General features: G+C 42.6%; 22 protein-coding genes. 18 read left to right on the top strand and 4 right to left on the bottom strand.

Features of this window, described 5'->3' with window-relative positions:
• Positions 1–2: 2 nt before the first annotated feature.
• Genes NSQ64_RS17775 through nagA form a run of 3 tightly spaced genes read right to left on the bottom strand, consistent with a single transcriptional unit; the run spans position 3 to position 2662 of the window.
• The gene (locus NSQ64_RS17775) at positions 3–728 is read right to left on the bottom strand and encodes a GntR family transcriptional regulator (RefSeq protein ID WP_268382134.1); all 726 of its coding nucleotides are present in this window, start codon (positions 726–728) and stop codon (positions 3–5) included.
• Between the two features lie 18 nt (positions 729–746).
• Positions 747–1472: a glucosamine-6-phosphate deaminase gene (gene nagB, locus NSQ64_RS17770; RefSeq protein WP_058336964.1), complete on the bottom strand. Its 726-nt coding sequence runs from the start codon at positions 1470–1472 to the stop codon at positions 747–749.
• Positions 1472–2662 (bottom strand): N-acetylglucosamine-6-phosphate deacetylase, encoded by a 1191-nt coding sequence (gene nagA / locus NSQ64_RS17765; RefSeq protein ID WP_144666181.1) that lies wholly within the window; start codon positions 2660–2662, stop codon positions 1472–1474. The genes nagB and nagA overlap by 1 nt, the downstream gene beginning before the upstream one ends.
• Positions 2663–2838: 176 nt before the next feature.
• On the opposite strand from nagA, the gene hprK reads away from it, so the two are divergent.
• The 8 genes from hprK to NSQ64_RS17725 all read left to right on the top strand — a co-directional run bounded on the left by hprK (position 2839) and on the right by NSQ64_RS17725 (position 8654).
• A complete protein-coding gene (gene hprK, locus NSQ64_RS17760; RefSeq protein ID WP_003212943.1) occupies positions 2839–3771 on the top strand; it encodes an HPr(Ser) kinase/phosphatase in 933 nt (310 codons plus the stop codon).
• A gap of 11 nt (positions 3772–3782) precedes the next feature.
• Positions 3783–4607, top strand: coding sequence for a prolipoprotein diacylglyceryl transferase (gene lgt, locus NSQ64_RS17755; RefSeq protein WP_041091637.1), 825 nt, complete (start codon positions 3783–3785; stop codon positions 4605–4607).
• Positions 4608–4625: 18 nt separating this feature from the next.
• A complete protein-coding gene (locus NSQ64_RS17750; protein WP_341017604.1) occupies positions 4626–5570 on the top strand; it encodes a nucleoside recognition domain-containing protein in 945 nt (314 codons plus the stop codon).
• Positions 5567–6217: a pyrophosphatase PpaX gene (ppaX, locus tag NSQ64_RS17745; protein WP_341017599.1), complete on the top strand. Its 651-nt coding sequence runs from the start codon at positions 5567–5569 to the stop codon at positions 6215–6217. Before NSQ64_RS17750 ends, ppaX begins: the two co-directional genes overlap by 4 nt.
• Before the next feature lies 1 nt (position 6218).
• On the top strand, positions 6219–6737 hold the full coding sequence (locus NSQ64_RS17740) for an acyltransferase (protein WP_024719892.1): 519 nt from the start codon (positions 6219–6221) through the stop codon (positions 6735–6737).
• A gap of 69 nt (positions 6738–6806) precedes the next feature.
• Positions 6807–7235 carry an Rrf2 family transcriptional regulator gene (locus NSQ64_RS17735; RefSeq protein WP_024719891.1) on the top strand — a complete coding sequence of 143 codons (429 nt, stop codon included), beginning with the start codon at positions 6807–6809 and terminating at the stop codon, positions 7233–7235.
• Positions 7236–7323: 88 nt separating this feature from the next.
• Positions 7324–7965 (top strand): NAD(P)-dependent oxidoreductase, encoded by a 642-nt coding sequence (locus tag NSQ64_RS17730; RefSeq protein ID WP_035389623.1) that lies wholly within the window; start codon positions 7324–7326, stop codon positions 7963–7965.
• Between the two features lie 56 nt (positions 7966–8021).
• Positions 8022–8654, top strand: a complete 633-nt coding sequence (locus NSQ64_RS17725) for a DsbA family protein (protein WP_326242374.1) — start codon at positions 8022–8024, stop codon at positions 8652–8654.
• Positions 8655–8732: 78 nt separating this feature from the next.
• Here NSQ64_RS17725 and NSQ64_RS17720 read toward each other — a convergent pair whose 3' ends face one another.
• Positions 8733–9524, bottom strand: a complete 792-nt coding sequence (locus NSQ64_RS17720; protein WP_341017596.1) for a C39 family peptidase — start codon at positions 9522–9524, stop codon at positions 8733–8735.
• Positions 9525–9757: 233 nt separating this feature from the next.
• On the opposite strand from NSQ64_RS17720, the gene NSQ64_RS17715 reads away from it, so the two are divergent.
• The 10 genes from NSQ64_RS17715 to NSQ64_RS17670 all read left to right on the top strand — a co-directional run bounded on the left by NSQ64_RS17715 (position 9758) and on the right by NSQ64_RS17670 (position 19522).
• Entirely contained in the window at positions 9758–10933 is a 1176-nt protein-coding gene (locus NSQ64_RS17715; protein WP_017368113.1) for an ATP phosphoribosyltransferase regulatory subunit, read from the top strand.
• Positions 10926–11573 (top strand): ATP phosphoribosyltransferase, encoded by a 648-nt coding sequence (hisG, locus tag NSQ64_RS17710; RefSeq protein ID WP_007500071.1) that lies wholly within the window; start codon positions 10926–10928, stop codon positions 11571–11573. The genes NSQ64_RS17715 and hisG overlap by 8 nt, the downstream gene beginning before the upstream one ends.
• Positions 11570–12859: a histidinol dehydrogenase gene (gene hisD / locus NSQ64_RS17705; RefSeq protein WP_341017591.1), complete on the top strand. Its 1290-nt coding sequence runs from the start codon at positions 11570–11572 to the stop codon at positions 12857–12859. Before hisG ends, hisD begins: the two co-directional genes overlap by 4 nt.
• Entirely contained in the window at positions 12856–13440 is a 585-nt protein-coding gene (hisB, locus tag NSQ64_RS17700) for an imidazoleglycerol-phosphate dehydratase HisB (RefSeq protein WP_017368110.1), read from the top strand. Before hisD ends, hisB begins: the two co-directional genes overlap by 4 nt.
• Complete coding sequence (gene hisH, locus NSQ64_RS17695; protein WP_135009651.1) at positions 13440–14078, top strand: imidazole glycerol phosphate synthase subunit HisH; 639 nt, start codon at positions 13440–13442, stop codon at positions 14076–14078. The genes hisB and hisH overlap by 1 nt, the downstream gene beginning before the upstream one ends.
• Positions 14075–14812, top strand: coding sequence for a 1-(5-phosphoribosyl)-5-[(5-phosphoribosylamino)methylideneamino]imidazole-4-carboxamide isomerase (gene hisA, locus NSQ64_RS17690; protein ID WP_039169085.1), 738 nt, complete (start codon positions 14075–14077; stop codon positions 14810–14812). The genes hisH and hisA overlap by 4 nt, the downstream gene beginning before the upstream one ends.
• Positions 14809–15567, top strand: coding sequence for an imidazole glycerol phosphate synthase subunit HisF (gene hisF, locus NSQ64_RS17685; protein ID WP_024719884.1), 759 nt, complete (start codon positions 14809–14811; stop codon positions 15565–15567). Before hisA ends, hisF begins: the two co-directional genes overlap by 4 nt.
• Positions 15564–16193, top strand: coding sequence for a bifunctional phosphoribosyl-AMP cyclohydrolase/phosphoribosyl-ATP diphosphatase HisIE (gene hisIE / locus NSQ64_RS17680; RefSeq protein WP_138279041.1), 630 nt, complete (start codon positions 15564–15566; stop codon positions 16191–16193). The genes hisF and hisIE overlap by 4 nt, the downstream gene beginning before the upstream one ends.
• Positions 16194–16323: 130 nt before the next feature.
• Entirely contained in the window at positions 16324–17784 is a 1461-nt protein-coding gene (locus NSQ64_RS17675) for a tetratricopeptide repeat protein (RefSeq protein WP_301231725.1), read from the top strand.
• A 364-nt stretch (positions 17785–18148) separates the two neighbouring features.
• The gene (locus NSQ64_RS17670; protein ID WP_341017584.1) at positions 18149–19522 is read left to right on the top strand and encodes a C40 family peptidase; all 1374 of its coding nucleotides are present in this window, start codon (positions 18149–18151) and stop codon (positions 19520–19522) included.
• Positions 19523–19526: the final 4 nt, after the last annotated feature.

Here is a 19526-nt window from a genome sequence, read left to right as displayed (position 1 = left end):
TTTTATCTTTCCATTGTGTGAGTGAGCTTGTATCGATCCCCTCTATAAACGGACATGGCATACTCGAATGGAAGGTCATTTTGAAAATAAGTTGTTCTTGCAATGGAGAGAACAGGGTCCCCTAATGAAATAGACAGCACGTTAGCTTCTTCCTTTGAAGCAACATTGGCTTCAAGCTCCTGCTTGGCATGGGCAATGGTTAGACCTGTGTTCGCTTCTATATATTCATATAAAGATCCAGTTAAATGGTCCTTTGTGAGCTCGCCAGCAAATTTTTCAGGAATATAACTCGTTTCAATAGCCATTGGTTCATCGTTTGCAAGGCGGATTCGTTTTAATTCATAGACATCTTCACTGTTCGACAGCTGTAATGATTGCAGCAAGTGCTCTGGGCATGCGACTTTTTTGAAATCAATCAACTGACTTGAAGCTTTGAGCCCACGTTGACGCATATCTTCTGTAAAGCTTGTTAAGCCTTGAAGCGGTTGTTCAAACTTCTTTCGGCTAACAAATGTTCCTTTTCCTTTTTGCCGGTATAAATATCCTTCGTTCACAAGGTTCGATAAGGCTTGTCTGACAGTCATTCGGCTAATACCAAAGCGTTCGGCATATTCTCTTTCAGAAGGAATGAGTGTATCAGGTGCTAACGTTCCATCCTCAATCTGCTTTTTCAAGTTCTCCATAATCTGATGGTACATGGGGATAGGTGACTGCTTATCAATAAACATGTGAAAATCCTCTCGTGTTTAGCGTAGTGAACCAGCTTCTCGATCAATAAAAATCGTCACATCTTCATGAAGTTTCAGAGCAGATGCAGGGAAGTCTGGGTGAATCTCTGTTCGTTCTAAATATTGTATCACGTCCGCTTTTGATTTTCCTGATGCGAGAAGGAGAATTTTTTTACTTGAAAGAATGCTTGCAATTCCCATTGTAATGGCATGTGTAGGTACCTCATCTATAGAAGAAAAGTACCTTGCATTGGCTTGGCGAGTGTGTTCATCTAATTGGACGACATGCGTCTTTGAGTCAAAGGGAGTACCAGGTTCATTAAACCCGATATGTCCATTTTGTCCGATACCAAGTAGCTGAAGATCAATGCCCCCTAAATCTTCAATGAGCTGATCATACCTTAAGCACTCTTCTTCCAAGTGAGAAGCAGCACCATTGGGGAGGAAATATTGATCTGATGGGAGATCAATATGGTCAAATAAATGACGCTTCATGTAAGTCATATAACTATTTTCATGATTTTGATCAATTCCCACGTACTCATCCAGATTCACTGTTCTTGCTTGTTTGAAAGACAATTGTTCTGTTTGATGCAACTGAATTAACTCTTTATAAGTGTCAATTGGTGTACCGCCAGTTGCCAGACCGAGAACCGCATCTGTTTTTGATTTAATGGTACGTGCAATGAAAGCAGCAGCTGCTTTTCCTAATTGATCTTTATCAGCAAATTCGATGATGTTCATCAGTGTGTGGCCTCCTTTTTTTCATAAACGATTTGTCCATGGCAGATCGTCATCATGAGTTCGCCAGCTTCATCCCAAATGACCAAGTCTGCCAGTTTTCCAACTTCGATCGAACCGAGCTGATGATCGATCCCGAGCTGAGTGGCTGCATTTGTTGAGGTCATTTGAGCAATTTCTGTCCATCCACATTGTGTGATCTGTCTCATACGTTTGACCCCATCTTTCATTTGTAAAATCGATCCTGCAAGTGTTCCATCTGCCAGCAATGCTTTTTCACCGCTGACTGTCACAGTCTGTCCGCCAAATTCGTAGGTTCCCTCTCCAAGTCCTTTTGCACGCATTGAGTCTGTAATCATGATCAAACGTTCACTTCCCTTTGCCAAATACGCAAGCTTTACGGAAAGAGGATGTGAATGAATGCCATCTGTAATCAGCTCAGTCAAAAGCTTTTCGTTTGTAAGCGCAGCCCCTGCAACATTTGGCTCACGATGCTGAAATGAACTCATCGCATTATAAAGATGCGTGACATGACGCGCGCCGTGCTTTGCTGCTAGTTCAATCATGTCATGAGGAGCATTTGTATGTCCAATAGAAGGAATGATATTTTTTTCTTTTAGCAGGGAAAGAAATGCAAAATCAGTATCTTCCTCAGGTGCAAAAGTGACAATTCGAATCAGCTGATCTGATGCACTCAGCCATTTCTCAAAAAGAGGAAGGTTAGCCTGTGTAATCCATTGAGCAGGCTGCGCTCCAGCTTTATCTTTAGAAATAAAAGGACCTTCTAGATGAATGCCTAAACATTGTGCCTGACTTCCAGCCTGCTTTTTATTATAGGGTCTCCACTGTGCGACATTTTTAAGTGCTTGCTCAATCTCTTGATGATTTTGTGTAATGGTTGTTGCTAAAAAGCTTGTCGTTCCTTCTGCGGGTAAGTGATCAGCAAGTGTATTCATGGCTTCTGGTGTCGCATCCATCATATCTGCACCATATCCCCCATGGATGTGAATATCAATCATTCCGGGGAGTAAATAAAAGTTTTCCCGGGAAATATATACTTTTTCATAATTTCCTGTCGGCGGTGATGTTGAAATATAGTCGATCTTGCCATCGCGTAAACCGACAAAACCGTTTTCAATGATTTCTGTCTTTGTCACAATATGAATATTGGAGAGCAATAAAGAACTGCTCATGATTGTGCCCCCTTATTCTCGTCGTTAGATTCAGTTTACCTTTTTTAAGTATAGTTGTCTATACCAGTAAATGTGATGAAACAGGATCAGGATAAAATACTATTTTGGGTTCATCATTGAAAGTGATAAAATAGAGCTGTATTTCTGAAACGCCTGCGATAAAAGGAGGAAGAAGCGTGCCGAAAGTTCGTACGAAGGACATAATGGAACAATTTCATCTTGAACTGGTAAGTGGGGAAGAAGGGATTAATCGTCCCATTACAATCAGTGATCTTTCCAGACCAGGTATTGAAATGGCTGGATATTTTACATATTACCCAAAAGAAAGAGTTCAACTTTTAGGGAAGACAGAGCTTTCTTTTTTTGAACAGCTCCCAGAACGCGAACGAAAGCAGAGAATGATGTCTCTTTGTACAGATATTACCCCTGCCATCATTTTGTCACGAGATCGTGAAGTACCAAAGGAATTGATCGAAGCTTCAAACGAAAATGGAGTGCCGGTTTTACGCTCAAGCTTAAAAACGACAAGACTTTCGAGTCGATTAACGAACTTCTTAGAAAGCAAGCTTGCACCAACGACTGCGATTCATGGCGTACTCGTAGATGTATATGGTGTAGGTGTGCTGTTAATTGGAAAAAGTGGCGTAGGTAAAAGTGAAACGGCTTTAGAATTAGTGAAGAGAGGACACAGGCTGGTTGCAGACGATTGCGTGGAAATCAGGCAAGAGGATCAGGATACGTTAGTTGGAAGCGCACCAGAGCTGATTGAGCACCTTCTAGAAATCCGTGGATTAGGCATTATTAATGTGATGACCTTATTTGGAGCGGGCGCTGTCAGAAGCTATAAGAGAATTACGATTGTTATGAACCTTGAGCTTTGGGAACAAGGCAAACAGTATGACCGTTTAGGACTTGAGGAAGAAAAAATGCGGATCATCGATACAGATGTACCAAAGCTGACCATCCCTGTACGTCCGGGACGAAATTTAGCGGTCATCATCGAGGTAGCTGCAATGAACTTCAGATTGAAACGAATGGGACATAATGCAGCGGAACAATTTACAAGTAAACTTGCCGATGTCATTGAAGACAATGGCCAGGATGAATAGGAGCTGTCTATATGAATGAAGCAATTCAACCAATTGATCCGATTGCTTTTCAGCTCGGACCTATTTCGGTTCATTGGTATGGTGTGATTATTGGGGTCGGAGCGCTGCTTGGACTCTGGCTCGCATTAAGGGAGTGTGAAAAAAGAGGCATCAATAAAGATATGTTTATTGATCTCATCTTATTTGCCATTCCTATCGCTATTATTTGTGCACGAATTTATTATGTATCCTTTGAATGGGATTATTATCAGCAGCACCCAAGTGAAATCATCAAGATTTGGAATGGCGGAATTGCCATACATGGTGGACTGATAGGAGCAGTGCTGACAGCGATTGTCTTTACTAAAGTGAGAAAGGTGTCCTTTTGGAAAATCGCCGATGTCGCAGCGCCTAGTATTTTACTAGGGCAAGCCATCGGGCGCTGGGGGAACTTTATTAATCAGGAAGCGCATGGTGAGGCTGTTTCAAGAGCCTTTTTAGAAAATTTGCACCTGCCTGAGTTTATTATTAATCAGATGTACATTGACGGGACCTACTATCACCCTACGTTCTTATATGAATCATTATGGAATATCGCAGGCGTTTTGATATTAATCTTATTACGTAGAACATCATTGCGTCGAGGCGAAATGTTCTTGTCGTATTTAATCTGGTATTCAATCGGTCGTTTCTTCATTGAAGGAATGAGAACAGACAGCTTAATGCTGACTGAGCACCTTCGAATTGCACAGATGATTTCAATTGCCATATTTGCAGTGGCTGTTTTGCTGATTGTGTTTAGAAGAATCAAGGGATATGCATCTATACCGTATAAAGAGAACAACTCATCAAATTAAGAGCAAGGGGGATAAGAGATGGGGGAGACATGGAAAAACGGCTTGAAAGCAGGGTTATCGACAACTTGGACACTTGGAAAAGTCATTTTTCCGGTTACCATTCTCGTTAGTATCTTGCAGCATACACTTGTGATGGATTGGATTATACAATTCATCCGTCCATTTATGGGTCTGTTTGGTCTTTCAGGGGAAGCGGCCATTCCGCTTGTTTTAGGAAATATGCTGAACTTGTATGCGGGTATTGCAGCCATCTTGACATTAGAGCTGCCTGTGAAGGAAGTGTTCATTTTAGCGGTCATGCTCTCCTTTTGTCACAACTTGATCATCGAATCAACAGTGGCGGCGAAGGTTGGGCTGCGGGTGTCTGTCATTTTGCTAGTCAGAATCAGTCTTGCCGTCGTGTCAGCAATTATCATTCACCTCGTTTGGCAGGGAGGCGAGGAGCCGGCGCAATATGGTTTGCTGACAGCTGCTCAGTCGGCTGATGTGCCTTCTAGCTGGTATATGATCGTACTTCTTGCTTTACAGAAAGCTGTTCTTGGTGTGCTGCAGCTGGCTTGTATTGTCATTCCTCTCATGATCATTATTCAATTCATGAGAGACTTAGGGTGGCTCCATACGCTGTCTAAGTGGCTGTCTCCTTTTACGAGAATGCTTGGAATGAAAGAAAATACGTCTATGACGATGGTGGCTGGTTTGACCATTGGTCTTGCCTACGGGGCAGGCGTCATGATGAAGGCAGTGGAAGAGGACGGTGTCAGCAAAAAGGATTTAACGCTTGCTTTCATTTTCCTTGTGGCGTGTCATGCGGTGGTCGAAGATACACTCATTTTCATTCCTTTAGGTATTCCAGTCTGGCCGCTTCTTCTTATTCGCCTTATTTCTGCTATTTTATTGACAGCTGCCATCAGCTATATTTGGCGGAGGCGGGAACATGCAGCTGTTAGAAAGGAAGCTATATGAACCAATCAACTATTAACACAGTGCTATTTGATTTAGATGGCACATTAATCAATACAAATGAATTAATTATTGCTTCATTTCAGCATACGCTTGATCATTATTACCCTGGTCAATACAGCCGTGAGGATATCCTTCATTTCATTGGTCCATCATTATTTGATACATTCTCTGCAATGGATCCGAATCTGACAGATGACATGATCCAGATGTATCGAACGTTTAATCATGAACAGCATGACCTGCTTGTGACGGAGTATGAGACGGTGTTAGACACGTTGGAAATTCTTCAGGATCAGGGATTTAAGCTCGGAATTGTGACAACAAAAATCCGTGATACGGTCTTAATGGGATTAAAGCTGACTGGATTGGAGCCATTTTTTGAGGTCATTGTCACACTTGATGATGTACAAAATGAAAAGCCGCATCCAGAACCAGTTCAACTGGCATTATCCAAGCTCGGCAGTGATCCGCATGAGGCGATCATGGTTGGTGATAATTATCACGACATTTTATCTGGTCAAGCGGCAGGGACGAAAACAGCAGGTGTTGCTTGGTCTATTAAGGGAGAAGAAGCCCTGTTAAAGCATCGCCCAGATTATATGCTGCAGAAAATGAGTGATCTCTTGGCGATTGTTGGAGCTGATTAAGTTGAGAAAAACAGATCGTTATCCTGTCAAAGGGGTCAATTCGCTTAGACAAGTCTATCGAACGGTCCCCTTTCTCAAGGTTGTGAAAAACTTTATCTTTATTCAAATGGCAAGGTATACGCCTTTTATGGGAATGAAAAATTGGATTTATCGCACCTTCCTTCGGATGAAAGTCGGGGAGGATACGGCGTTTGCTTTAATGGTGATGGTCGATCTCATGTTTCCTGAGAAAATCACTGTCGGTCGAAATAGTGTGATTGGCTATAACACAACCATTCTGTCCCATGAGTATTTGATTAAAGAGTATAGGCTTGGGGAAGTCTATATTGGTGATGAAGTGTTAATTGGGGCAAATTCAACGATTCTACCTGGAGTGACAATTGGTGATGGTGCGATTGTATCGGCAGGAACTCTTGTGAACAAAGATGTTCCGGCAGGCTCCTTTGTTGGAGGAAATCCAATGCGGATGATTTATACGAAAGAGGAAATGGAAGCACGTCAATCTTCGTCTGCTGAGTAGCTCGGCAGACTTTTTTGTTGACATTCTAACATGGTGTAACTATAATGATTACAACAGAGGTGAGAAAACATGAAAATCAGCAGCAGATTTACTGTCGCTGTCCATATTCTGGCCTTGCTATCACTTGAAAAAGGTTCTTTACAGACATCGGAGGATATCGCAGGAAGTGTCAATACAAATCCAGTGGTGATTCGCCGTATCATGAGTAAGCTCAAAAAAGCAGGCCTAATCTCAACGAGTCTTGGCAAAGGCGGTTCTCAATTGAATCGCAGTGAAGATGACATGACACTGCTCGATGTGTATAAAGCGGTTGAAGTTGTGGATGAGGGAGAGTTGTTTCAAATTCATGAAAGCCCAAACCCTGACTGTCCGATCGGTGCAAATATTCAAGCTGTACTAGAATTAATTTTGTGCCGTGCTCAAAGTGCGATGGAACAAGTGCTTGCTGAGATCAAATTAAGTGAACTAACGCAGGTTTTAATCAAAAAAATTGGATGATCTATTCAATTTTTTTTTACCTCTGTTGTAACTATCGTGGTTACATCTTAAGTGATCAAAATAACAATATATTGTAGGAGGAATTTACATGAACATTGGAATCATTGGCGCAACAGGTAAAGCAGGACAACACATTTTAAAAGAAGCTCAATCGAGAGGGCATGAAGTAACGGCAATCGTTCGAGATGCACAAAAAGTGACCAATTCATCAGCAGCTGTTTTAGAAAAGGATGTTTTTCACTTAGAGGCAGGAGACGTCAAAGGTTTTGATGTGATCGTAAACGCATTTGGTGCACCAGCAGGACAAGAGCACCTTCATGTAGAAGCAGGGAAAAAACTCATTCATCTCTTGAAAGAGACACCAGAAACGCGTTTAATCGTTGTGGGAGGTGCTGGAAGTTTATTTGTAGATGAGGCCAAAACAACTAGACTGATGGACACACCGGAGTTTCCAAAGGAATACTTTGCTACTGCTTCACACCAAGGAGAAAACTTAAAAGATCTTCAAAAGACCGAAGGATTAAAATGGACATTTTTAAGTCCAGCAGCCTTCTTTAATCCAGCAGGCAAACGGACAGGTGCTTATGTGAAAGGCAAAGACCATCTTATCGTCAATTCAAAGGGTGACAGCTATGTGAGTTATGCTGACTACGCCGTTGCACTTGTCGATGAGATAGAACAAGCTGCTCATGTTGGAGAACGTTTTACTGTGGTTTCTGAAGCAGAATAAGTAGAATAACATGCGTTTCATTGTCGCTAAAAAACGATGAGTGAGGAGTCTGTCTTATGAATGATCAAGAAAAATCTTTCATCTATGTATGGGATGCGTATTGTGGCTGGTGTTATGGATTTTCCAACAGCATCCGTACTTTACACGAAAATCACCCTGAGATACCACTGACACTTGTATCGGGCGGTTTATTTGTAGGAGAGCGTCGTCTACCGATAAAGAATTATCCACACATTTCAGAAGCAAATGAGCGTATCAGTCAGCTGACAGGTGTCGAATTTGGAGACCGTTACGAAGAGTTGCTAGAAAACGGAACATTCATTTTAGACTCTGAGGCTGCTGCAATTGGATTTTCTGCATTAAGATCCATCGCACCAGAGCGTGCATTGTACTTGGCTTCATCTATGCAAAAGGCCTTTTATCAAGACGGAAAAAGCCTAAGTGATGAAGAAACTTATAGAGATATCGCTATGAAACACCAACTTGACCCTGATGTATTGGTGGAACGAATGAAGGAGACAGAAACGATCAATGATGCGTATGCCGATTTTGCAAAGGTTCAGCAATTGAACGTGAATGGCTATCCTACACTTTTACTAAAAAAAGGGGATGAATACATCAGCCTTGGCGGGGGTGCGATGACGGCTGAAAAGCTTGAAGACCGTCTGAAGGAAATACTAAAAAAATAAATCATTCAAAAACATCCTCCATTCGTATGGAGGATGTTTTTGATGCATGTGTGAATTCTCTTCAATGGGAGAAGTGGTTTATGCTTTAATGATAATCGCCTGGCTGCCCATCTGTTTCCAAGAATCCTCAAACTGTTCACGATCGACTTTTTGATTCTTTTCTCCGTATGGGTTATTTAAGTAGACATGATCTTTGTCATAGCCTGTGATGACCACGCTGTGCATATTAAAGCTGATATCTATTTTCCCATTTGGTGTATTCCATGTTTCAATGTTATCTGTTTTGGCAAAGGTCGAAGTGGTAATGACCCAGACAGGATAACCTTTTTCAAGTGATTGATAGATGGCCTTTTTGACTGGCTTGCCGGTTAAGTCAACGGCTTGATTACCTGCATATTTTTTCGCAAGCTGATAAATGGGTTCATGGTACACACCAAGACCTGGCCCATTCTCCATATCGCCTACAAACCCGTCATGAGGGTCTCCTTTTAAGCCATTCTCATAATTGAGCGGGACACGCTTAATCTCGTTTGCCAATGCGTTTTTCGTTATATGCTCATAGCCGCTGTAATGAAGAAGCATGGCTAAGCTCGTGACTTCGCATCCGTTATAAAGCTTTGGTGCATCCATTTGATTAAAGAGGATGACGTCCATGGCTTTTTTATTTCCTTTTAAACTAGAGTGTGTCGTTTCTGTTTTTTTCGTAGAACGTGTTTCTTCTGCTGCTAGTGCGGTATCATTTTCTTTTTCTTTGGCTTCTTGCGGTGACGTTGTTTTCCTGACTTGGTCGAATTGTGAAATGTAAATAAAGCCGAAATAAACAAGACATGCGCACAACAAAGTTAAGATTAATGTCTGGATGAATTTCACTGTAATCTCCTGTGTTATTCAATATTTTTAAGTATTATAGCATGTTCCTAAAGCAAAGAGATCAAAAAGGATTAGGTGTCATTTTAATGTAATATATGAACAAATGATTAAGGAAAAAAAGGGGAAAATAAAAATGATTGATTTAATCACTTTATTTTGTTAGCATATTATCATATTAGCGAACTAAAGGATTCGGAATTTTTTGTTTTAATGTGTTGGAGGTGCGGAAGAACATGTTCATGTTTGAAAAACCATATGGTATGCGAGATTCATTACCAGGATTGTATGAGACGAAGAAAAGAGTTAGGCATTCTTTAACAGAGGTCATGAATGGTTGGGGTTATCGTTTAATGGAAACGCCAACGCTTGAATTTTACGATACAGTCGGTGTTCAATCGGCGATTACAGATACGCAGCTGTTTAAGCTTCTTGATCAAAATGGTCAAACCCTTGTGCTTAGACCTGATATGACGGGACCAATTGCGAGAGTGGCGGCTTCAAAGCTTCACGAACAGGCGTATCCGCTTCGAGTCGGTTATGCAGCCAACGTGTTTCGGGCACAGGAAAGAGAAGGCGGAAGACCTTCTGAATTTGAGCAGGTCGGTATTGAGTTGATCGGTGATGGTTCGATTAGTGCAGATGCTGAAGTCATAGCGCTTGTCGTGTTTGCATTAAAAAATGCTGGACTTCAATCCTTCAAAATTGCGATCGGGCATGTGGCTTTGGCTGAGACCTTGTTTTTAGATGTACTAGGGAATACAGAGCGGGCGAACGTATTGCGCCGATTTTTATATGAAAAGAATTATGTGGGATACAGGCAGCATGTTAAACAATTGCCGCTCTCATCCATCGATAAAACAAGGCTGCTACAGCTTTTAGAGCTGCGCGGCGGTCAAGAAGTGACCCAGCAGGCTGAAGAAATTGTGGTGTCACAAGAGGGCAAAGAAGTGCTGGCGGAGTTAAAGGCGCTGTGGGAGACACTTGAAGATTACGGCTGTACAGAATATATCCGTTTGGATTTAAGCATGGTCAGTCATATGAGCTACTATACGGGGATTTTGTTTGAAGTATTTGCAGATCATGTTGGGTCTGTGATCGGAAGTGGAGGAAGGTATGATCAATTGCTTGCTCACTTTGATGCACCCGCACCCGCTACAGGCTTCGGACTTCGATTAGACCGTCTTCTTGAGGCGCTCGACGCAAAAGAAATAAATGAGCCCCAAGAGGCTGTGATTTTTAGTAAAGAACAGCGGCTTGAAGCATTTGATTTTGCAGAAAAAGAGCGGACAAAGGGCAAAAGGATTGTTCTCCAAGACTTAGCAGGTATTGAAAATATCGATGCCATGACCAAAGCATTTGAGCAAGTGACTTATTTTATCGGCGCTAGAAAGGAAGAGCAAAATGGGTAAAGTGTTGACAATGGCAATGCCAAAGGGGCGGATATTTGAAGAAGCAGCAGGGCTATTAAGACAGGCTGGATATCAGCTGCCGGAGGAATTCGAAGATTCAAGAAAATTAATCATTGATGTACCGGAAGAAAATCTCCGCTTTATTTTAGCGAAGCCAATGGATGTGACGACATATGTAGAGCACGGTGTAGCAGATGTGGGCATTGCAGGGAAAGACGTCATGCTTGAAGAAGCACGGGATGTGTACGAAGTGCTCGATTTAAACATTAGCAAATGTCATTTAGCTGTAGCGGGCTTGCCGGGAGCCAGCTGGGGCGGTGTCGCGCCGCGTGTGGCCACAAAGTACCCAAATGTCGCTTCTTCTTATTTTAGAGAACAAGGTGAGCAGGTGGAGATCATTAAGCTAAATGGTTCCATTGAATTAGCACCGCTCATCGGACTTGCCGATCGAATTGTTGACATTGTCTCCACCGGTCAAACACTTAAGGAAAATGGGCTTGTCGAAACGGAACATATTTGTGACATTACGTCACGTTTTATTGTCAATCCTGTGAGCTATCGAATGAAGGATGCGGTAATCGATGAAATGGCGCAGCGTCTGGCAAGAATCATCGAAGGAGAAGGGGAGGAAACATCATGAACATCACCTACATACAAGAAGGTGAGACAGACACTCTCTCACTCAAGCGTTCTCTAGATACAGGAACGGAAGAGCAGCGATTGGCTGTTCAGCGAATAATCGAAGAAGTGAGAAAAAATGGTGACGAAGCGGTACGGTCTTTCACGAAGCAATTTGACGGTGTCTCTATTGAACAACCACTTGTGACGGAGGATGAAAAGACAAAAGCCTACGAACGTTTGGACCCGGAGATGATCCAAATCATCCAAACGGCGATCCGGAATATTCGAACATACCACGAGCGTCAGCTAACGTCCTCTTGGTTTTATCACCAAAAGGACGGCTCAATGCTAGGTCAGAAAGTAACACCGCTCGATGCGGTCGGTGTATATGTCCCAGGCGGAACGGCCGCCTATCCATCATCTGTTTTAATGAATGTGATCCCGGCACTTGTAGCAGGCGTTGAGCGAATTGTTCTTGTGACACCGCCAGGAAAAGACGGTCGTCTGTCTGACGCTGTACTAGTAGCAGCGAAGGAGCTGGGCATTTCAGAAATGTACAAAATGGGTGGTGCTCAGGCGATAGCTGCTCTTGCATATGGAACGGACAGTATCCAGCCTGTTGATAAAATCACCGGTCCAGGAAACATTTATGTAGCACTTGCCAAACGGGAAGTATTTGGTCAAGTAGACATTGATATGATTGCGGGCCCAAGTGAAATTGCTGTTTTAGCAGATGAAACGGCAACTGCACATGAGGTGGCAGCTGATTTGCTTTCACAGGCAGAGCATGATGCGTTGGCATCTAGTATTTTGGTGACACCATCTAAAGGATTGGCTGAAGCAGTGCAAGCAGAGGTGCAAGCGCAGCTGGACACTTTGCCAAGAAAATCAATCGCAGCACAATCTATTCAAGACCATGGTTATATTTATGTAACAGAATCTTTGGATCGTGCAGTTGATATCGTGAACCAGTTAGCCCCAGAGCATTTAGAAGTGCTGACTGCGTATCCAGAATCACTACTTGGTCAAATCAAGCATGCTGGAGCGATTTTCTTAGGGCGTTACAGCCCAGAGCCGGTAGGGGATTACTTCGCAGGACCGAACCATGTGCTGCCAACAAACGGGACAGCAAGATTCTCCAGTCCGCTTGGCGTCACGGATTTCCAAAAGAAAACGAGCATCATTTCATATAGCAAAGAAGCTTTTGAAACACATAGCGAAAGCATTGCAGCTTTTGCAAGATTAGAAGGGCTTGAAGCACATGCAAGATCGATTGAAGCGAGAAAGCGGGAGGAATCAGAATGAGACAGGCGGAAACAGCGAGACAGACAAATGAAACGAACATTTCGTTAGCGCTAGAGATTGATGGTGAAGGAAAAGCAGATATTCAAACAGATGTCCCTTTTATGACGCATATGCTCGACTTATTCACAAAGCACGGGCACTTTAACTTAACTGTAGATGCAAAAGGAGACACAGATGTCGATGATCACCACACAACAGAAGATATTGGCATCGTGCTTGGGCAGATGTTTAAAGAAGCGCTCGGTGATAAGAAAGGAATTAAGCGCTACGGCTCTAGTTTTGTTCCAATGGATGAAACACTCGCCCAAGTCGTCGTGGATTTAAGCAATCGTCCTCATTTGGAAATGAGAGCCGATTTCCCTAGTCAGAAGGTCGGCACCTTTGATACGGAGCTGGTTCATGAGTTTCTTTGGAAATTTGCCCTTGAAGCACGAATCAATCTTCATGTGATCGTTCACTATGGAACCAATACCCACCATATGATTGAAGCCATTTTTAAAGCGATGGCACGCGCCTTAGATGAAGCAACAACCATTGATCCGCGTGTGAAAGGGATTCCGTCGACAAAGGGGATGCTCTAATGATTGGCGTCATTGACTATGGAATGGGGAATTTGTTTAGCGTATCAAAAGCACTGGAACGAGCAGGGGCTTCTTATATCGTGTCTTCTGAAGTAGAGGAGCTGAAAAAGGCAGATGCGTATATTTTGCCAGGCGTCGGTTCGTTTCGTGATGCGATGCAGCTGTTAAGAGAGACAGGACTTGAGGCGTTTATCCACCAAGTCGTGCAGGAAGGAAAGCTGTTATTTGGCATTTGCCTAGGCATGCAGTTGTTGTTTGAAGAAAGTGAAGAAGCAGGTAAAACAAAAGGGTTAGGCCTTTTAAAAGGGCGTGTCGTTCTTTTGAAGGATCGTGATTCGGATGGACAAAGGCTGAAGGTGCCTCATATGGGCTGGAATGAGCTCACATTTCATCAGCCGTCACCATTATTTGACGGTGTGCCGGAAGGATTTGCATACTTTGTTCACTCTTATTATGTGAGCGGCATGAATCCAGAAGATCTATTGGCAAGTGCGCCCTATGGCGTTCAAGTACCTGCTGTTGTTGGGAAGGGGAATGTGTTTGGAACGCAGTTTCACCCTGAAAAAAGCAGTACAACAGGAATGGCACTGCTGAAACAGTTTATTCAATTAGCAAACGAACAGAGGGTGAGCAAATGAGTGATTTTACATTATATCCAGCAATTGATATGAGAAATGGCAAATGTGTACGACTTGTGCAAGGAGACTATGACCAAGAAACCATTTATGGAGATTCACCGTTAGACATGGCGAGACGGTTTGCAAATGAAGGAGCGAAATGGATACATCTCGTTGATTTAGATGGCGCAAAAGCAGGAAAACGCGTGAATCACGAGCATGTGCTGGCGATTGCTTCCTCATTAGATGTGAATGTCCAAATTGGCGGCGGCATTCGGACAGAAGAAGATGTTGCATTTTATTTAAACAATGGCGTATCGAGAGTCATTCTTGGCAGTTCAGCGGTGTCAAACCCGATTTTTGTGAAAAAAATGCTGGCGCAATATGGAGAGAAAATTGCCATTGGCATTGATGCACGAAACGGTTTTGTATCGACTGAAGGCTGGCTTGAAACGTCGGAAGTGAAGGCGGAGGAACTCGGTAAGGAACTGGCAAAGGAAGGCGCAGAGGTCTTCATTTTCACGGATATTCAAATGGATGGCATGCTGTCTGGTCCAAATGTGGAAAGTACGGTTCGATTAGCAGAAGCAACTGGCAAACAAGTCATTGCCTCAGGTGGTGTCAGTGCAGTAGGTGATCTGCAAAAGCTATCAGCACAAAAGCAGACAGGTGTGTCTGGTGCAATCATTGGCAAGGCGCTGTACACAAAGCAATTTACTTTAGCAGAAGCGTTTGAAGGGCTTGACAGCATATGATGACAAAACGAATCATTCCATGTCTTGATGTAAAGGAAGGGCGTGTGGTCAAAGGGATCCAATTTCTAGGGTTGAAGGATGCTGGTGATCCGGTCGAATTAGCGCAGATCTATGACGAGGAAGGTGCGGATGAACTCGTCTTTCTTGATATATCTGCCTCTCATGAAGGCCGAAAAACAATGGTGGATGTGGTCAAACAAGTGGCATCCACTCTCGCTATCCCATTCACGGTGGGCGGCGGGATTAACCATCTTGATGATATGAAGCGTATATTAAGAGCGGGGGCAGACAAGGTGTCTGTGAACACAGCGGCTGTTTTAAGACCGGAGCTAATAACAGAAGGAGCCGACTTTTTTGGTTCACAGTGTATAGTTGTTGCGATTGACGCGAAATACGATGAAGAGAAACAAGCATACATGGTCTATACGCACGGAGGACGCCGTCAAACGGATTTAGAAGTGAGTGACTGGGCGAAAGAAGCCGTGCGAAGAGGAGCAGGCGAGATCTTGCTGACTAGCATGGATGCCGATGGTGAGAAAACGGGCTTTGAGCATCGTTTGACGAGGCTTGTATCAGAAGCAGTCACAGTGCCAGTTATTGCTTCAGGAGGTGCTGGCAATGCGCAGCATATGCTGGAGGCTTTTACAAAAGGTGAAGCTGATGCCGCACTCGCAGCCTCTATTTTCCATTATAAAGAAACCTCCATTCAAGAAGTGAAGACATATTTGAAAGAACACGGGGTGAAGGTAAGATGAAACAGGCAAACGAATTAATCTTTAATGATGCAGGTCTCATTCCTGCCATTGTACAGGATGCTCAAAGCAAGGAAGTTCTTACTTTGGCGTATATGAATCAAGAATCCTATGAAAAAACATTAGAGACAGGGGAAACATGGTTTTTTAGCAGATCGAGAAATGAGCTTTGGCACAAAGGAGCTACATCTGGACACACCCAGCGTGTTACATCTATTCGCTATGACTGTGATCAAGATGCCCTGCTTGTTCTAGTGACACCAAGCGGCCCAGCCTGCCATACAGGCAGCTATAGCTGTTTTTCAGAAGATGGCGTGAAACAGCCAAGGGGAGAACAAGACCGCTTTGCCATTTTAAATGAACTGGAACAGGTCATTGCGAAACGGCAGATGGAAATGCCAGAAGGAGCTTATACGACCTATCTTTTTGAAAAAGGAGTCGACAAAATCCTGAAAAAGGTAGGGGAAGAAGCTTCTGAAGTGATCATTGCGGCGAAGAACCGTGATCAAGAAGAATTGAAATGGGAAACAGCAGATCTCCTGTATCACCTTCTTGTGTTATTACGTGAACAGCAGCTGCCTCTTGATGATGTATTAAAGGTATTGAAAAAGCGCCATCAAGGGGAATGAAAAGCTGGGGGTATCCCCGGCTTTTTGCTTTTAAATGAAAAACAAATCCTTCCTTTCCTTTTGTTCTATGTGACGACTCATGAAGTATGTTATACTACACACGGTACACTGTTCGAAATGGAGGGTATCGGTGAGTAAATACACTTCTCAAAATAATCACACACAAGTCGTCCAGCTATTCCAAGATGGGCATTACTTTTTTCATAAAGGTCTAAAAGCATATAGAGAAAGAAATCTGTCTAGGGCAAGTAAGCTGATACAGCGGGCCATCGTACTTGAGCCTGAAAATGTAGAAATGCTGTCGCAGCTTGCCATTATTTATACTGAAATGGGTCATTACCAACAATCAAATGAACTGCTTGATTTTATCCTTGAACACTTGGATGAGAATATGTCAGAGTGTCACTACTTTAAAGCCAATAATTATGCGAATCTCGGTTTATTTCAAGAGGCATATAGATGCGCCACTGCTTATGCTGCGCTGGAAGAAGACGGGGAATTTGCAGATGAAAATGACGATCTCCTCGATCTGCTTGATATGAGTGACGATGTTGATGAAGATTTCCCTTATGATCAGGATGATCTGATTGTAAAGCAGGATCAAGCCAACCATTTGCTAGAAAGCGGCAGGCTGGATGAAGCAATCGAGATGCTGGAACAGATGATTGTTGAGTATCCAGAGTTTTGGTCAGCGTATAATAATCTCGCTTTGGCCTATTTTTATTCTGGCCAAATCGATCAGGCAAAAGAAATGTTGAACCGGGTCCTTCATGAAAATCCCGGTAATCTGCATGCCCTTTGTAATCAGCTTGTTTTCTATCATTATGAAAAAGAAGAAGAAAAGGTCAATCTGTTAGCGAAGCAATTAACGCACGTGTATCCAATATTAAGTGAACAGCGTTATAAGCTTGGCGCAACATTTGCCCTTGTTGGAGAATTTGAATGGGCATTTAAATGGCTTTATTCTTTGTATAAAACAGGTTTCCAAGGTGATAGTACGTTTTTATACTGGCTGGCAAGTGCAGCCTATTATACGGGCCACAAAACGCTGGCGCAAACCGTCTGGGATAAGATGGTGGAAGAAGATATTGATGCAGATGAAATCAAGCCGTGGCAAGATAAACCAGAGGAGTCTGAGCCAATGGTTTCAATTGAGGAACGACTCACTGCCTACTATGTCAGCAAACAAAAAGGTGAACGTGACGTCTTGCAATCTGTTCTTGATTCCCGCGCTGCGAAAACGGCCTTTGAACAGCAGTTTATTGAGTTACTTTTATTTGAAGATCAAATGGAAGAACGATCGTTTTCAGAAGATGCGGTCTTCACAAAACAGGCGGCATCAGCTTTGGAAGAAGCGGTGCAGCCTGATAGCCACATGCCATATTTTTGGTTATTCCATATTATTCAGCAAGCACGCGCTTCAGGCGTAGAGAAGAAAAATGCCATTGCATGGGCAGCAGCTTCTTATTATCTATGGATGAATGAACAAGAAGAATCAGCTGTCAGCAAAAAAGAGATCGCAGCTTCTTTTCAGATCAGCGTTCAAACGCTGTCAAAATATGAGAATATTATTTGTGCGTTCATGGTTTGAATAGGTAAATAGATTCAGATAACAGCAGCATGGCCGAAAAGGTCATGCTTTTTTCTTGGATAAAAAGGTGGGATTTGCTAGGATTTGGCGAAGTATGACAATCTCGACATCTATTTGAAACATAAATGTAATAAAAATATTAGCTCATTTTGTCGATGTGTCATGTATAATGAAACTCGTGGATTAAAACAAAGACATATATTTAAATATTTTACTATACATAATGCAACACCTAGTGATAGAAACAATCTGGTCAACATCTGACTGAATCATCAGGAAGAAAGACACAGGAAGCACAGATTGGTCGCAGAGAATTTGCTGCTTTCTCATGTCGCTTGGGAAATTGTCAAAGGAGGAACTATACGTGAAAAAGTTTATTACTTTCGGTTTAGCTTCGGTGATTGGAGCGAGCGGTTTATTTATTCCATTTACTCATGAAGCAAATGCACAGAACTTTGAACAAAAGAAACAAGAACTAGACAGCAAGCAGTCAGAGGTAAACAAGAATCTTCAAAAGAAAAAAGAAGAGCTTTCAAAGCTTGAGGCAAAACAAGAGGCACTTGCGCTAAAGCTAAAAGAAATTGACGAAAAAGCTTTAAAAACAAGTGATCAAATCGAAGAAAAACAAAAAGAAAACGAAAAAACAAAAAAAGAAATCAAAGCACTGAAAAAAGAAATTGCTGATACAGAAAAACGTATCGAAGAAAGAAACGAATTCTTGAAAAAGCGTGTACGTGCGCTTCAAGAAAGCGGTGGTTCTACGAAATACATAGATGTATTACTAGGAGCAAAAAGCTTTAGCGATTTCATCAGCCGTGCAGGTGCTGTATCTACATTAATCAACGCAGACAGCGAAATCATTAAAGAACAAGAAAGAGACAAAGCAGAATTACAACAGTCTGAAAACGAATTAAATACAAAGCTTGAAGATGTTCAAAAGACGCTTGCAAAGCTTGAAACACTTCAAACAGACTTAAATAAACAGCTTGATGAGAAAGACAAGCTATTCAAGCAAGTGAAAAAGCAAAAAGGAAGTGCCTCTTCTCAAATCAGCGAGTTAAACACTGAGGCAAACAGCATTGCATCTGAAAAAGACGCAACAATCGCTGCTCAAAAACAAGCTGAAAAAGAAGCAAGAGAAGCTGCTCAAAAAGCAAAAGAAGAAAAAGCACAAAAACAACAGCAGCGTCAAGCTAGTGTTCAAGCAGAAGACAACAGCTCTAATAACGACAGCGGTTCTTCTTCAAATAACAGTGGATCTTCAAATAACAATAGCAGCAGTTCACCAAGCAAAAAGCCATCTTCTGGCGGTGGATCACCTGTCAGCAATAATGTAGGCGGAATCGAAGGTGCAATCAGCACGGGTTCTACGATTGTAGGACAATCTCCATATAAATGGGGCGGCGGCAGATCACAAGCCGATATTGACGCACGTCGTTTTGACTGTTCTTCATTCGTTCGCTGGGCATTTGCATCAGCAGGCATCAACCTTGGACCAGTTGGCGGTACAACAACAGATACGCTTGTAGGTAAAGGAAGAGCTGTAAGTGCATCTGACATGAAACGCGGAGACCTTGTGTTCTTTGATACGTATAAAGTAAATGGACACGTTGGTATTTACTTAGGAAACGGTACATTCTTGAACGATAATAGCTCTCGCGGTGTTTCAGTTGACTCTATGAGCAACGTTTACTGGAAAAAAGCATTCAATGGCGTTGTAAGAAGAGTCGTTGAATAAATCA

Source organism: Bacillus sp. FSL W8-0183, assembly GCF_038006825.1.
Taxonomy (GTDB): Bacteria; Bacillota; Bacilli; order Bacillales; family Bacillaceae; genus Bacillus; species Bacillus altitudinis.
The sequence above is the reverse complement of the archived record's forward strand: the minus strand, read 5'-3'. Positions and strand labels throughout refer to the sequence as shown.

Coding starts and splice junctions, on each gene's coding strand:
- hisIE (WP_138279041.1), top strand. CDS start 15,564: ATGAAACAGGCAAACGAATTAATCTTTAATGATGCAGGTCTCATTCCT.
- hisG (WP_007500071.1), top strand. CDS start 10,926: ATGGGTAAAGTGTTGACAATGGCAATGCCAAAGGGGCGGATATTTGAA.
- NSQ64_RS17730 (WP_035389623.1), top strand. CDS start 7,324: ATGAACATTGGAATCATTGGCGCAACAGGTAAAGCAGGACAACACATT.
- NSQ64_RS17725 (WP_326242374.1), top strand. CDS start 8,022: ATGAATGATCAAGAAAAATCTTTCATCTATGTATGGGATGCGTATTGT.
- nagB (WP_058336964.1), bottom strand. CDS start 1,472: ATGAACATCATCGAATTTGCTGATAAAGATCAATTAGGAAAAGCAGCT.
- lgt (WP_041091637.1), top strand. CDS start 3,783: ATGAATGAAGCAATTCAACCAATTGATCCGATTGCTTTTCAGCTCGGA.
- NSQ64_RS17715 (WP_017368113.1), top strand. CDS start 9,758: ATGTTCATGTTTGAAAAACCATATGGTATGCGAGATTCATTACCAGGA.
- hisB (WP_017368110.1), top strand. CDS start 12,856: ATGAGACAGGCGGAAACAGCGAGACAGACAAATGAAACGAACATTTCG.
- hisD (WP_341017591.1), top strand. CDS start 11,570: ATGAACATCACCTACATACAAGAAGGTGAGACAGACACTCTCTCACTC.
- hisA (WP_039169085.1), top strand. CDS start 14,075: ATGAGTGATTTTACATTATATCCAGCAATTGATATGAGAAATGGCAAA.
- hisF (WP_024719884.1), top strand. CDS start 14,809: ATGATGACAAAACGAATCATTCCATGTCTTGATGTAAAGGAAGGGCGT.
- ppaX (WP_341017599.1), top strand. CDS start 5,567: ATGAACCAATCAACTATTAACACAGTGCTATTTGATTTAGATGGCACA.
- NSQ64_RS17750 (WP_341017604.1), top strand. CDS start 4,626: ATGGGGGAGACATGGAAAAACGGCTTGAAAGCAGGGTTATCGACAACT.
- NSQ64_RS17775 (WP_268382134.1), bottom strand. CDS start 728: ATGTTTATTGATAAGCAGTCACCTATCCCCATGTACCATCAGATTATG.
- nagA (WP_144666181.1), bottom strand. CDS start 2,662: ATGAGCAGTTCTTTATTGCTCTCCAATATTCATATTGTGACAAAGACA.
- hisH (WP_135009651.1), top strand. CDS start 13,440: ATGATTGGCGTCATTGACTATGGAATGGGGAATTTGTTTAGCGTATCA.
- NSQ64_RS17735 (WP_024719891.1), top strand. CDS start 6,807: ATGAAAATCAGCAGCAGATTTACTGTCGCTGTCCATATTCTGGCCTTG.